This window comes from Streptomyces sp. CBMA29 (assembly GCF_014596445.1).
Classification (GTDB): Bacteria; Actinomycetota; Actinomycetes; order Streptomycetales; family Streptomycetaceae; genus Actinacidiphila.
On the sequence record NZ_MECL01000177.1, the window covers coordinates 20994 to 34750 of the forward strand.

General features: G+C 70.9%; 9 protein-coding genes and 1 tRNA gene. 9 read left to right on the forward strand and 1 reads right to left on the reverse strand.

Translation table 11 applies throughout. From position 1 onward, the window contains the following. Nucleotides 1-22 precede the first annotated feature (22 nt). The 5 genes from BGM09_RS23140 (at nt 23) to BGM09_RS23165 (ending at nt 9436) form a co-directional block, all read left to right on the forward strand. Nucleotides 23-3784, forward strand: coding sequence for a S8 family peptidase (locus tag BGM09_RS23140; RefSeq protein WP_188283598.1), 3762 nt, complete (start codon nt 23-25; stop codon nt 3782-3784). Nucleotides 3785-3882: 98 nt separating this feature from the next. Next, a tRNA-Lys gene (locus BGM09_RS23145) sits at nt 3883-3956 on the forward strand. 133 nt (nt 3957-4089) lie between these two features. Then, a complete protein-coding gene (gene mbhE / locus BGM09_RS37950; protein ID WP_317452850.1) occupies nt 4090-7278 on the forward strand; it encodes a hydrogen gas-evolving membrane-bound hydrogenase subunit E in 3189 nt (1062 codons plus the stop codon). Further along, entirely contained in the window at nt 7275-7760 is a 486-nt protein-coding gene (locus BGM09_RS23160) for a Na(+)/H(+) antiporter subunit C (RefSeq protein ID WP_188283599.1), read from the forward strand. Before mbhE ends, BGM09_RS23160 begins: the two co-directional genes overlap by 4 nt. Next, entirely contained in the window at nt 7757-9436 is a 1680-nt protein-coding gene (locus BGM09_RS23165) for a Na+/H+ antiporter subunit D (RefSeq protein ID WP_188283600.1), read from the forward strand. Before BGM09_RS23160 ends, BGM09_RS23165 begins: the two co-directional genes overlap by 4 nt. A 58-nt stretch (nt 9437-9494) precedes the next feature. On the opposite strand, the gene BGM09_RS23170 is transcribed toward BGM09_RS23165, so the two are convergent. Next, nucleotides 9495-10841 carry a tetratricopeptide repeat protein gene (locus BGM09_RS23170; RefSeq protein WP_188283601.1) on the reverse strand — a complete coding sequence of 449 codons (1347 nt, stop codon included), beginning with the start codon at nt 10839-10841 and terminating at the stop codon, nt 9495-9497. A gap of 278 nt (nt 10842-11119) precedes the next feature. Here BGM09_RS23170 and BGM09_RS23175 point away from each other — a divergent pair, with 278 nt between their 5' ends. From BGM09_RS23175 to BGM09_RS23190, 4 genes are read left to right on the forward strand one after another with little or no spacing between them, the layout of a single operon-like run. After that, nucleotides 11120-11485 carry an ATP-binding protein gene (locus BGM09_RS23175; RefSeq protein WP_317452851.1) on the forward strand — a complete coding sequence of 122 codons (366 nt, stop codon included), beginning with the start codon at nt 11120-11122 and terminating at the stop codon, nt 11483-11485. Further along, nucleotides 11482-12030 carry a DUF6907 domain-containing protein gene (locus tag BGM09_RS23180; protein WP_188283603.1) on the forward strand — a complete coding sequence of 183 codons (549 nt, stop codon included), beginning with the start codon at nt 11482-11484 and terminating at the stop codon, nt 12028-12030. The genes BGM09_RS23175 and BGM09_RS23180 overlap by 4 nt, the downstream gene beginning before the upstream one ends. Nucleotides 12031-12063: 33 nt before the next feature. Continuing rightward, entirely contained in the window at nt 12064-13185 is a 1122-nt protein-coding gene (locus BGM09_RS23185; protein WP_188283604.1) for an adenosylhomocysteinase, read from the forward strand. 4 nt (nt 13186-13189) lie between these two features. Beyond that, nucleotides 13190-13732, forward strand: coding sequence for an NUDIX hydrolase (locus BGM09_RS23190; protein ID WP_188283605.1), 543 nt, complete (start codon nt 13190-13192; stop codon nt 13730-13732). Nucleotides 13733-13757 lie beyond the last annotated feature (25 nt).

A 13757-nucleotide genomic window follows, 5' to 3' on the forward strand; every position in this document is an offset into this window, starting at 1 on the left:
GTACGGCCGGTAGATCATGTGCATGACTTCGACTCGACGCCGGATCACCGTACCGGCGGGCACCACCGTGCTCGCCCTCGGTACCGCACTGCTGCTGCCCACGGGCCCCGCCGCCGCGGCGACCCCCGCGGCGGCGCCGCGGTCCGCGCCCTCGTCAGCCAACTCCACCCCCTCCGCCACCTCGACCACCGTCACCCTGCTCACCGGAGATGTCGTGCACATCGCCGACGGACCGGGCAAGCAGGACACCGTCACCGTCGACCGCGCGCCCGGAGCGCGGGGGATCGTACGGATCCAGCAGTACGGCGGTGACACGTACGTCATTCCCGACGAGGCGGAGCCGCTGCTGGCCGCGGGGAAGCTGGACCGGCGGCTGTTCGACGTGTCCGCCCTGGCCGCGATGGGCTACGACGACGCGCACAGCGCCGGACTGCCGCTGATCGCCACCTGGACGGAGGCCGCCCGCACGGCGCGGTCGCAGCCGGTGGCGCCGGCCGGCGCGAGCACCGTACGGACGCTGCCGAGCATCGGCGGCGCGGCCCTGAGGGCCGACAAGAAGCGGTCCCGCGCCTTCTGGACCGGCCTGGCGGGCCCGGCGGCCACCGGCCCGGCGGGCAACGCCCGTTCGCTCAACGGCGCCACCGGCATCGACAGGCTGTGGCTCGACGGCCGGGTGACGGCCGACCTCAAGGACTCGGTGCCGCAGATCAACGCTCCGCAGGCGTGGGCCGAGGGCTACGACGGCGCCGGCGAGAAGGTCGCCGTCCTGGACACCGGCGTCGACGACACCCACCCCGACCTGAAGGACCGGATCGCCGGCGAGCAGAGCTTCGTGCCCGGCCAGGCCGTCGCCGACGGCAACGGCCACGGCACGCACGTCGCCTCCACCGTCGCGGGCAGCGGCGCCGCCTCCGACGGCAGCTACCAGGGCGTCGCGCCGGGCGCGAAGCTGCTGGTCGGCAAGGTGCTCTCGAACGAGGGCGAGGGCCAGGACTCCTGGATCATCGCGGGCATGGAGTGGGCCAAGGCCCAGGGCGCCGACGTGGTGAGCATGAGCCTCGGCTCCTCGATACCCGACGACGGCACCGACCCGATGGCCTTGGCCGTCAACTCCCTGTCGGCGGACGGCGGTCCGCTGTACGTGATCGCCGCGGGCAACTCCTACGGCGCGGGCACCATCGGCGCCCCCGGCTCGGCGCGCGACGCGCTCACCGTGGCCGCCGTCGACAAGTCCGACCAGCGCGCCGACTTCTCCAGCATGGGCCCGCTCAGCGGCGGTTACGGTCTCAAGCCGGACCTGTCGGCGCCCGGCGTCGACATCACCGCGGCCATGCCGGGCGGCGGCTACCAGACGATGTCGGGGACGTCGATGGCCACCCCGCACGTGGCGGGCGCCGCCGCGATCCTCAAGCAGCGGCACCCCGACTGGACGGCGGCGCGGCTCAAGGACGCGCTGATGAGCACGTCCAAGGTGCTCGCCGACTACACGCCGTTCGAGCAGGGCACCGGCCGGGTCGACGTCCTGGCCGCGGTCGACTCCCCCGTCCAGGCCACCGGTTCGGTCGACACGGCCGTCTACTCCTGGCCGCACGACGGCGCGGCGGCGGCCACCCGCGTGATCACGTACCGCAACAGCGGCAAGGACCCGGTCACGCTGGATCTGACGACGGACACCGAGGACCGGGCGTACACGCTGTCGGCGCCGTCGGTCGCCGTCCCCCCGGGCGGCAGCGCGGACGTCACGCTGACGCTCGACCCGGCCGGGGTGCCGTCGGCGACCACCTTCTCCGGCCAGGTGCTGGCCACCGACGCGGCGACCGGACACGTCGTCGCGCACACCGGCTTCGCGCTGGAGAAGGAACAAGAGCTTTACGACTACACGGTCAAGCTGCGCGGCCGGGACGGAAAGCCCGCCGCGGGCACCGTCGTACTGGCGCGGGACGGCGACCCGTACCCGTCGCCGGTCGCGGTCGACGGCGAGCGCACGCTGCGGCTGGCGCCCGGCACGTACATGGCGTACGCGGAGATCGACGTGGCCGGCGACGCGCCGGACTCGCTGGGCCTGGCCGTGCTGGTCAACCCGGAGACGGTGCTCAGCAAGGACACCACCGTCACGCTCGACGCGAGCAAGGCGCGCGAGGTCAGCGCGGCCGTGCCGGGCCGGCGGACCCAGACGCGGCAGCTCCACGTGGACATCGCCCGCACCTTCGCGGACGGCGAGGTGATCCGCGACGCGGCGATCCTGCCGCTGACGTACGACACGCTGTACGCGTCGCCGACGGCCAAGGTCGGCAACGGCACCTTCGACTTCCTGACCCGCTGGCGGCTCGGTGAGCGGCAGGTCGCCGTCACCGGGCGCGGGCAGGATCTGGACACCACCCCGCAGCCCGGCGCCACCGTCACCGACGGCAAGGGCACGCTCCGCGCGGTCTACGCCGGGCAGGGCGGCGCGGCCGGCTACCGGGGTCTGGACGCCAGGGGCAAGGTCGTGGTGGTCGAGCGCTCCGACGCCGTCACGCCGGTCCAGCGGGCCGCGGCGGCGACCGCCGCGGGCGCGAAGCTGCTGATCGTCGTCAACGACGGCCGCGGCAGGCTGCTGGAGTCCTACGCCGACCCCGACGACGACTACCGGGACACGCCGCTGACCGTGGTCTCCGTCCAGCGGGACGCGGGCGCGAAGCTCGTCGCCGACGCCAAGGGCGGCACGCTCTCGCTGAGCGTCGAGCAGCGCGCGTACACCCGGGTCGTCTACGACCTGCTCGACCAGCACGACGGCGCCATCCCGGACCGCTCCCTGGCCTACACCCCCGACCCCGAGCGCGACCTGGCCAAGGTCACCGCCGCCTACAACGGCGACCGCGCCCGCAACGGCGGGGGCTTCCGCTACGACATCCCCGCCTGGGGCTACGGCATCGGCTTCACCGAGCGGGAGTCCTACCCGGGCACCCGTACCGAGTACGTCTCCCCGGAGCACGGCTCAGGGTTCTGGTACGAGGACCACAGCGTCTACGACGCGGACTACAGCGACCAGCTCCTGGAGGAGCGCGGCGGCAACGACCTGTTCGCACCGGGCCGTTCGTACGCGGTCTCCTGGTTCGGCGGGATCGTCCGGCCGCGCCTCGGCTCCGCCTTCTGGGGGCCGAACCGCTCGTCGTACAACGACATCCAGTTCAACATCACGCCGTGGACGGACGGCGGCGCGGGCCACTCGGGCGACATGCCCGCCGACGAGTACGACGGCCGCACCACCTACGCCGCCTACCAGGGCGACACCCTCGTCGCCCAGGGCGTCGGCCGGGCGGGCGGCATCTGGGACCAGCCCGCGAAGAAGCTGCCCTACCGGCTGGTGCTCGACTCGGCGCGGGACGCCAAGGAGTGGCGGACCTCGATCCGTACGCACACGGAGTGGAACTTCGTCTCCGGGCCGCTGCCCGAGGGGGTCGGCCAGGACGACGTCAGGCTGCTCCAGCTCGACTACGACGTGCCCACCGACACCGCGGGCGACGTGCCCGGCGGCCGGCTGATCCCGGTCGGCCTGGGGTCCACCACGCAGGAGTGGCTGGACGGCGCGACGAAGGCGGCCTCGGCGAAGCTGTCGGTCTCCTACGACGACGGCAGGACCTGGCTGCCGACGCTGCTGCTCAAGGACCGCAAGGGCCACTGGACGACGCTGATCTGGACTCCGCGGAAGCCCGGCGGCTCCGTGTCGCTGAGGGCGAGCGCGTCCGACGGCGCGGGCGGCTCGGTGAGCCAGGAGATCATCAGGGCCTTCGGCCTGAAGTGACCCGGTCCCCGGTGACCGGCTGACCCGCCGAGTGGAGGGGATGGCCGGAGGGGGTGGTCTCGATCACCCCCTCCGACCACGTATGATGGTCCCCGCAAGCGCCGCTAGCTCAGTTGGTTAGAGCAGCTGACTCTTAATCAGCGGGTCCGGGGTTCGAGTCCCTGGCGGCGCACTTGCTGTGAAGGCCCTCCGCGCGAGCGGGGGGCCTTCTCCGTGTGCCCGCCGGTGTGCTCCGCACGGGTGGTCCTGGGCGGTGGCGGGCGCGGCGGGCGTACGGGGCGGGGCGGGCGGAGGAAGGTCGGCCCGTGCTGGGGCTGATCGTGGGTCATTTCGTGCTGGCGGGTTTCGCGGGGGTGTTCACGCGGTGGTGGGGCCGCCGGGCCTTCCTCGTGCTCGCCGCCGCGCCCGCCGCGACCGCCGTATGGGCGGCCCTCCAGTGGAACGCGGTCGCGGACGGCCGGGTCCGCGAACAGACCTGGCACTGGGCGCCCGCCCTCGATCTGGAGATCGCGCTGCGCCTCGACGCGCTGAGCCTGCTGCTCACCGTCCTCGCGGGCGGCGTCGGCGCCCTCGTCCTGGTCTACTGCGCCGGGTACTTCCGCGACGACGAGCCGGGACTCGGCGGCTTCGCGGGCACCCTGACCGCCTTCGCGGGCGCCATGCTCGGGCTGGTCCTGGCCGACGACCTGATGCTCCTGTACGTGTTCTGGGAGCTGACCACCGTCCTGTCCTTCCTGCTGATCGGCCACAGCGCCGAGAAGAAGGCCAGCCGGCGCTCCGCCCTCCAGGCCCTGGTGGTCACCACCGCGGGCGGCCTCGCCATGCTCGTCGGGCTGCTCATGCTCGGCCACAGCGCGGGCACCTACCGGCTGTCCGCGCTGATCGCCCACCCGCCCGCCACCGGTCCCGCCGTACGCGTCGCCCTCGTCCTGGTCCTCGCGGGCGCCCTGTCCAAGTCCGCGGTGTGGCCCTTCAGCCTGTGGCTGCCCGGCGCGATGGCCGCGCCCACCCCCGTCAGCGCCTACCTGCACGCGGCGGCCATGGTGAAGGCCGGTGTCTATCTCGTCGCCCGCCTCTCCCCCGCCTTCGCCCCGGTCGGCCCCTGGCGCGCCCTCACCGTCGGCCTGGGCCTCGCCACCATGCTCCTCGGCGGGTGGCGCGCCCTGCGCGAATTCGACCTCAAACGGATTCTCGCCTACGGCACCGTCAGCCAACTCGGCTTCCTCACCGCCCTGGTCGGCACCGGCTCCCCCGACGCCGCTCTCGCCGGAGTCACCCTCCTGTTCGCCCACGCCCTCTTCAAGGCCGCCCTCTTCCTCGTCGTCGGCGCCGTCGACCAGACCGCCGGCACCCGCGACATCCGCCGCCTGTCGGGCCTGGCCCGCACCTCCCCCCTCCTGTGCGCCGCCGCCACCCTCGCCGCCGCCTCCATGACCGGCCTCCCCCCCTTCCTCGGCTTCCCCGCCAAAGAGGCCGCCTTCGACGCCCTGACCCCCCTCCCCCTCGCCTTCGCCGTCCTCGGCTCCGCCCTGACCGTCGCGTACACCCTGCGCTTCCTGTGGGGCGCCTTCGGACCGAGTGAGGCGGTCCGCGAGGCACCGTCAAGCACGAGCGAGCCCCCTGCCGGCCATCCCCCCGCAGCCGCCGACGCGCCGAAGGCCGCGGGCCAGGGTCCCCCCGCAGCCGCGACCGGCCCGGAGGAACCGGCGGACCGCCATCCCCCCGCAACCGCCGACGTACCGGAGGGGACGGGCCGGGGTGCCCCCGCAGAAATGCGTCAACAAGTGGGGGACGCATACGCGAGACGAGGTGGACGCATTTCGAGGAGGTACCCCGGCCCGGCACCGACCCGCGCACACACGGCCAGCCCACACACGGCAGGCGCACACACAACCCGCGCACACACAACCCGCGCACACACGGCAGGCGCCCACCTGAAGGGCTGGGAAAAGGCGCTCCCCGTGGGAGCACTGGCACTCGCCGGAACCGTCCTCGGCCCCTACGTCGCACACCTCGAACCGCTGCTCGGCCGGTACGCCCACTCCGTACCGGAAGCGGCCGGCGCCACGCCGTACCACCTGGCGCTGTGGCACGGCTGGGGCACCCCCCTGGCCCTGTCCCTGGTCGCCTGGGCGCTGGGCGCAGCCCTCTTCGCCGCGAACACCCCCCTGCTCCGGCTCGCCCGGAAAACGGCCCTCCCCACCGCCGAGGCGGCCTTCGCCCGCATGATCCGCGGCACCGAATGGTTCGCCCTCCAGCTCACCGGCACGGTGCAACGCGGCTCGCTCGCGGTGTACCTGACCACCGCCCTCCTCGTCTTCACCGGCGCCGAGTCGTACGCCCTGGTCCACGACGCCCCCTGGCACACCCCCGGCGGCGGCCCCCGGCTGGCGGACGACGCGGCGCAGGCGGCCGTGGCGGTCGCGGTGATGGCGGCGGCGGCGCTGTGCGTGACGGCCCGGCTGCGGATGAAGGCGGTGGTGCTGGCGGGCACCACGGGCTACGGCACGGCGGTGCTGTTCGTCCTCCAGGGCGCCCCCGACCTGGCCCTGACGCAGTTCACCGTGGAGACGGCCAGCATCGTGGTGTTCGTGCTGGTGCTGCGCCGCCTCCCGGCGCGCTTCCCGCGCACCGCCCCGCGCCGCCGCGCGGCGAACTACGCGGTGGGCGCCGCCGCGGGCGCCCTCGTCGCGGGCCTGACGTATCTGACGGCGGCGGCCCGCCGGGCGAGCGACGCCCGCGCCGCGCTGATCGAGGCGACCGAGCACGACGGCGTGAAGAACGTGGTGGCGACGATCCTGGTGGATCTGCGCGCCTGGGACACGATGGGCGAGTCGGCGGTGCTCGCGGTCGCCGCGGTCGGCGTGACGAGTCTGCTGTTCCTGCGCCGCCGCGCGGGCTCGCTGCCACGGGCAGCGGACGGCGAGCAGCCGGGCACCGTATGGCGGGCGGGGCCGCGCGAGGCACCGGGCCCGGCGTCGCTGGCCCCCGAGCGGACGTGGCTGGCCGCGAGCGGCACCCTCGCGGAGGAGCGCCGTTCGGTGGTCTTCGAGGTGGTGGCCCGGCTGACCTTCCACCCGATCCTGGTGCTCTCCTTGTATTTGCTGTTCTGCGCGGAGAATCTGCCCGGCGGCGGCTTCACGGCCGGGCTCGTCGCGGGCCTGGCCCTGGTGGTGCGCTATCTGGCGGGCGGGCGGTACGAGTTGGCCGCCGCGGCCCCGGTCGACGCCGGTTTCCTGCTGGGCGCGGGCCTGGTCGTGTCGGTCGGTACGGGCCTGGGCGGGCTGGTGTTCGGCCGCGCGGTGCTCGACGCGGGCACGTACCACGCCCGGCTGCCGCTGTTCGGCTCGGTCCATCTGGCCAGCCCGGTGCTCTTCGACTTCGGGGTGTACCTGCTGGTGCTCGGCGTCGTCCTGGACGTGCTGCGCGGCCTGGGCGCCGAGATCGACCTCCAGATCGAACGGGACGGCCGCGAGGAGAGGGAGGTCATGTGAAGGCGACGATCGCGCTCATCGCGGCGGGCGGTGTGCTGTTCGGCTGCGGCACCGCGCTGCTGATGTCCAGACCGCTGACCCGGATCCTGCTGGGCGCGGTGCTGCTCGGCAACGGGGCGAATCTGCTGGTGCTCGCCACCTCGGGCAAGGCCGGGAAGCCGCCGCTGCTGTATCCGGGCACCGACCCGAAGGACGTCACCGACCCGCTGCCGCAGGCGATGGCGCTCACCGCGATCGTCATCACGCTGGCGCTGACGGCTTTCCTGCTGGCGATGGCGTACCGGAGCTGGCAGTTGTCGGGGAACGACGACGTGCAGGACGACGTCGAGGACATCCGGATCGCGCTGCGCGCCGAACACGAGGGCACGCGGGCGGAGTTGCGGGCCGTGCTGCGGGCGGACCGGGTGCGGCAGGCCCGCGCGGAGGAGACCGAGGACCTCGACGACGAGGTCTGGGACCACGTACTGGGGGCCGACCGGTGACCGCGTCCGACCTGCTGCCGCTGCCGGTGGCGCTGCCGCTGCTCGCGGCCGGGGTGAAGCTGGCGATCGGCCAACGGCTGCCGCGCACGCAGCGGTTCATCAGCGCGGGCGTGCTGTGCGCGGTGCTCGGCGCGTCCCTCGCCCTGCTGGTGGCCGCCGACCGGGACGGGCCGCAGGTCATGCACACCGGCACCTGGCCCGCGTCGGTCGGCATCACGCTGGTCGCCGACCGGCTGTCGGGGCTGATGCTGGTGGTGTCGGCCGCGGTCACGCTGTGCGTGCTGATCTACTCGATCGGCCAGGGCATGGCCGACCAGGACGCGGCGACCCCGCTGTCCGTCTTCCACCCGGCGTATCTGATCCTGGTCGCCGGGGTCTGCGACACCTTCCTCGCGGGCGACCTGTTCAACCTCTACGTCGGCTTCGAGATCATGCTGACCAGCAGCTATGTGCTCTTGACGCTCGGCGGTACGGCGGCCCGGATGCGGGCGGGCGCCACCTACGTGGTGGTGTCGCTGCTGTCGTCGGTGCTGTTCCTCGTCGCGATCGGGATGGTCTACGCGGCGGCCGGTACGGTGAATCTGGCGCTGCTCGCCGGGCGGCTGGCCGAACTGCCCTCCGGCGTACGGCTGGTGCTGCAACTGGCGCTGCTGACCGTCTTCGGCATCAAGGCCGCCGTCTTCCCGCTGGCGGCGTGGCTGCCGGACTCGTACCCGACCGCGCCCGCGCCCGTCACCGCCGTGTTCGCCGGTCTGCTCACCAAGGTGGGCGTCTACTCGATACTGCGGACCCAGACGCTGCTGTTCCCCGGCGGGCGGCTCGCCGACCCGCTGATGCTGGTCGCCCTGCTGTCCATGGTGATCGGCATCCTGGGCGCGGTCGCCCAGACCGACCTCAAGCGGCTGTTGTCCTTCACGCTCGTCAGCCACATCGGGTACATGGTCTTCGGTATCGCGCTCGCCTCACGCGGCGGCATCGCGGGCTCCGTCTTCTACGTGGCCCACCACATCACCGTGCAGACCACGCTCTTCCTCGTCGCGGGGCTGATCGAACGGCGCGGCGGCACGACGGATCTGCTGCGTCTTGGCGGCCTCGCCCGGATCTCGCCGCTGCTCGCCGTCGTCTTCTTCGTCCCCGCCATGAACCTCGCCGGTATTCCGCCGCTGTCCGGCTTCCTCGGCAAACTCGGCCTGCTCCGTGCCGGAATCGCCTACGACACCGGCTGGTCCTACGTCCTGGTCGCGGGCGGCATCGTCACCAGCCTGCTGACGCTGTACGCGCTGGCCAAGGTCTGGAACCTGGCCTTCTGGCGTGCCGCCCCGCCCGATCTGTGCGAGGACGGCACCGTCCTCGAATCCGACGAGGACTCCGCTGACGCGGCGGAGAGCGGCTCGAGTCCGGCCCCCGTGCCCCCGTCGCCCCCGTCGCCCGGGGAGGACTCCGGGGCGACCGCCGTGCCGCTGCCCGCCGGGGCCGCCCACGCCGCGTCTCTCAGCGGGCGGCCCATCACCACCACGGCGGCCCTCCCCGCCCCCATGCTCCTCGCCACCTGCGCCATGGTCGCGCTCGGTCTCTCCTTCACCGTCCTCGCCGGCCCCCTCACCGGCCTCGCCGATCGCTCCGCGACCGAGCTCCTGTCCCGCACCCCGTACATCTCCGCGGTCCTCCGCCACTGACCGTCTGCGGGGGGGGAGAAGGGCGAGCTACCGGGTCAGGAAGGCGCGGCGGAAGTGATCAGGCCGCAAGCATTGGTGCGACGAACCGTGCCCGCTCGTAAAGATCACGTGCGGCCGGGTTCTTGAGGTGCGGGCGGATCAGGCGGAACATCTCTGCCATTCTCTTGTCGACCTGGCCTGAGTTCATGGAGGGATAATCATCCAGAATCTTCGCCCACGTGGCGCACGCCGCATCCAGATGACCGGCTTCCAGTTGACGCTCGGCCAGTAGCGCACCGAAGCGCAGGTCCCCTCGCCGGGAATCATTCTTTGAATTGCGCAAACGGAAACATAATTGCAGGGAATCCACACTCCCGGAAATGTCGCCCAGCGCATGCCTGACCTGGGCGGTGTGGTAGGCAAGTGTGGCGGCGTTATAGCCGCCGAAAGTCCCTCCCTGACTGCTTGCCTTACTCAGGGCACTTTCGGTTTCCCGGATGCTTCGCAAAGCATTGGCGCGTTCTCCGGCAACGGCATAGGAGTGAGCCTGTTGCCCTGCCATGAACGCCGTCATCCTGGGACTGGTCGTCGGGGACGCCTCGCTTGCGACGTTCGCCCAGTTCACCGCCGTCGGGCCATGACCCAAGTCCACTGACTGCACCGACATCCCACGGAGTATGTGGCAGTACGTTGAGTGATCGTCACTGGCACCCGCAAACTCCAAACCTTTGACGTAATACTGCTGAGCGGTGCCGTGCAATCCTTCGTCTACCGCCATCCAACCCGTGAGATAACACAAGAAGGACGTGGCGGACATCATCGCCTTACGTACTTCGCTCGGCGCGTCCGCCTTCAGGTAGGGGGCGACGACGTTGACCAAAAAGGCGGCAGCCATCGGCCGTGCATATCGGCCGCCGAATTGGTCGTCAAGATCGGAGAGTCGATCTGTCATGGCAATCACCGACTCGACTTCAGGCATACCGACACGCTGCGTTCGTCCAGTCTGAATCGCTTCCATGCGCCCGACGACGTCTTGCCATCCGGGAATGGACAGAGCCACGGAGAAGAGTTTCGCTCCTGCTCCTATGACGCTGCGGCGTGAAGGGTCCATGTCCTGTCGGCTCAGGTCCAGTAAGCCTCCGACCGTGCTGACGTCCTTCCCGTCACGGACGGGAACAGGGAAGCCGGCCTCGGCGTGGGTTACCGGGCGCTTGAGGTGGCGGGCAAGCGCCTCAAGGATCAGGGGGCGTACCTCTACTTTGGGCATGTGCCCGTCCAGCCACTGGTGAGCCGATGGGGGTTGGTACCGCGTCGGCTTGCCCCGCTCGGTGGCGATCTTGTTGACCTCTTGGGCGAACTGCCGGAACGTCCACCCCGTTGCGGCGTGCAGCCGCCTCAGCCCCTCGTTCGGCTGCCGGTTGCCCATGGCCCCACTCCCGCGTTTAACGCTGTTAATAACACCTAGCGCTTCAACGCTACCGCTGTGCGTAGCGGTCCGGTTGCCTAGAGCGAGACAGACCCCCGCGACCGTGTGACCGGCCCGGGGGCATGGCCAACGCTTACCTGGAGCGCCGACATGGATCAGCCTAATCGCCACTCGCTCGGATGTACGGGGGCAGCCCAATGACCCCTGGTACGTCGGCAGCCCCGACCGGAGAACGTCCCGCCGCCGTGGTGAGACAGTGGCAGCACGGTCCCCGCTCGGTGGGCAGGGCAAGGAAGTTACTCGCCGCCCAGCTCGACGCCTGGGGCTTGGCTCACCTCACGGACACCGCCGAAGTGGTTGTCTCCGAGTTGTTCACGAACAGCGTGCGGCACGCGCGGGTGCCTGACGGGCGCAGGATCGCCACCCACTTCGAACGGCTTGAGAACGGCGTACGGATCGAGGTGCACGACGCCAACGACGTGCGCCCGGTGCTCCAGAACGCCTCGGCGGACGCGGAATCCGGGCGCGGGCTCGCGCTGGTGGACGCTTTCACGGGCGGGCGCTGGGGCGTCAGTGACCGTGAGGGCGTCGGCAAAATGGTGTGGGCGGTGTGCCTGAGCGACGGCATGGAGGCGGCCCGGTGACGCAGGCAGAAAGCACGTTGGTTCCGTCGCACCGTACGTGGACGATCACCACGACCAACGGATACACCGTTTCGGGGTATCTGCCTCCGTGGGCGGAAGAGGACCCCAGCAGGATCGGCGTCGATCCGGAACGCCTGGTCATCGAACTGGACGACCTGACCCACGAGACCACTTTCGGAGGTCAGTTCATGCGTCTGTGGCCCGCTGCCATGGACCCCGGGCAGGACTCGGTGGCACTCGCCGGGTCAATCCGGTGCAGCCCTCACATCGGTGGCGACTGCGCACCGCACGACCCGGTCGTGAACATACAGATGTCCGGCGACCTCTGGCTCATGAACCTCGACCCGCCCGGAGTCGCCGAGGTGGCCGCGAAATTCCACGACTTCGCCGACCTGCTCCTCAACAAAGTGGCCCCCGAACTGGCCGCCGCCCGCGCCGACTGGGCGCAACACCACCCCGTGAGACATCCACAGCACGTGGACGCCGTCCGTTGCGGCAACGAGCTGCCGTTGTCGGCGCTCGGAATCCCCGCCGACGGCGACTGAGTGCCCGTCAACAGACGAGAAATGGGGGGTCCCATGGAGACCTCGGACCGGGTTCGGCTCGACACCTACTTCGGCAGGATCAGCAAGGCGTTCGCCCCCGCTGAACGGCCCGCGTCTTTGCTGGTGACACATCTGCTGCCCGAGCGTCCCGCTTTCGTGCGGGCTGTGGGCACCGTTTCCGACCTTCGGGCGGTGCTGCCAAAGCCGAAGTCGATCCACTCGGCGGCCCGCCGCGAGATCGAGCGAACCACCGCGTGCGACGAGTTGTCCCGCGACATGTTCGAGGACCCCGCCGCCGCCGTGACCTATGTGGAAGCCAGAGCGGCCGGGGCAGGGGTCGTACTGCTCGACGTGGGCGGGTATTTCGCCCCGGCGCTCGACGCCATCGCGGAACAGTTCTCGGGTCGGCTGCTCGGCGTGATCGAGGACACGGAGAACGGCCACAAACGGTACGCCGGACTGCCCAAACTGCCCTGCCCGGTGCTGTCCGTCGCGCGCTCGCCGCTCAAAGACCCGGAAGACTTTCTCGTCGGTCAGTCCGTCGTGTTCTCGACGGAAGCCCTGTTACGCGGGCGCGGGGACATTCTGCACGGACGTCCCGCGCTGGTCCTCGGGTTCGGCAAGCTCGGGTCGAGCATCGCCCGACTACTGCACGCCAAGGGCGTCAACGTCACGGTCTACGACATCGACCCGGTACGCCGCACCCAAGCGCTCTCGCAGGGCTTCGGTGTCGCCCGTGACCGCGACCACGCGATAGGCAGCGCGGGACTCGTTCTCTGCGCGACCGGTTCCCTGTCGCTGCGGGGCGAGGACTTCCCGTTGCTCAAGAACGGTGCCTACGTGGCTACGGTGACCAGCTCCGAGGATGAACTGGAGTTGGACGGACTGCCGGACGGCTACACCCGCGCCAGTTCGGGCGAGCATGTCACCCGATTCCAGACCACGGGGCACTACTTCTATCTGATGAATCAGGGGAACGCGGTGAACTTCCTTCACGGCGCGTCCGTTGGACCGTTCATCTTCCTGGTACAAGCGGAGATCCTGGCGGGTGTCCGGCTGCTGGCCCGAGGAGAGATGCCCCCGGGGATGCACGAAGTCCCCGCCGAGGACCGTGCGACCATCGCCGCGACGTGGCTCAACTACTACAACAGGTGAATCCATGACGATCACGGCAGACCACATCCGCGCGACGCTGGCGGAGTACACCGATGCCCACCCCGAGGAAAAGCCCGCTCTCGCGGTTGTCAACGCCCTGTTGGACGACGGGGCCGAACTGACTGACCGCAAGGAGTACCGGGGACACGTCACGGCCGGGGCCGTGCTGATCAACGACGCGGGAGAAGTCCTGTTCATCCGTCACGTGGCGCTCGACACGTGGCTGACCCCGGGCGGGCACGTCGAGCCCGAAGACGTGAACCTGGTCGGTGCGGCGCTGCGAGAGCTGATCGAGGAAACGGGGATCGCGCTGAACGTGTCCCCGGTGTTCCCGGTCCCGGTCCACATCGACGTTCACCCGATCCCCGAGAATCCGCACAAGGGCGAGGACGCGCACCGGCACATCGACTTCCGCTATCTGTTCCGCGCGGTAGGTGAGCAGTCGATCCGGCCGCAGGAGGAAGAGGTCAGCGCGTGCGCGTGGCGGTCCGCGGACACGATCGCTGACGAGACTCTGAAGAACCGCGTGCGCGCCGCCTTGCTCTAACCGATCCGAGCGGGCCCCGCACTCG

What these genes read in the sequence shown, in the direction of transcription:
- BGM09_RS23140 (WP_188283598.1), top strand. Translation starts at nt 23, where the DNA reads ATGACTTCGACTCGACGCCGGATCACCGTACCGGCGGGCACCACCGTG.
- BGM09_RS23170 (WP_188283601.1), bottom strand. Translation starts at nt 10,841, where the DNA reads ATGGGCAACCGGCAGCCGAACGAGGGGCTGAGGCGGCTGCACGCCGCA.
- BGM09_RS23185 (WP_188283604.1), top strand. Translation starts at nt 12,064, where the DNA reads ATGGAGACCTCGGACCGGGTTCGGCTCGACACCTACTTCGGCAGGATC.
- BGM09_RS23190 (WP_188283605.1), top strand. Translation starts at nt 13,190, where the DNA reads ATGACGATCACGGCAGACCACATCCGCGCGACGCTGGCGGAGTACACC.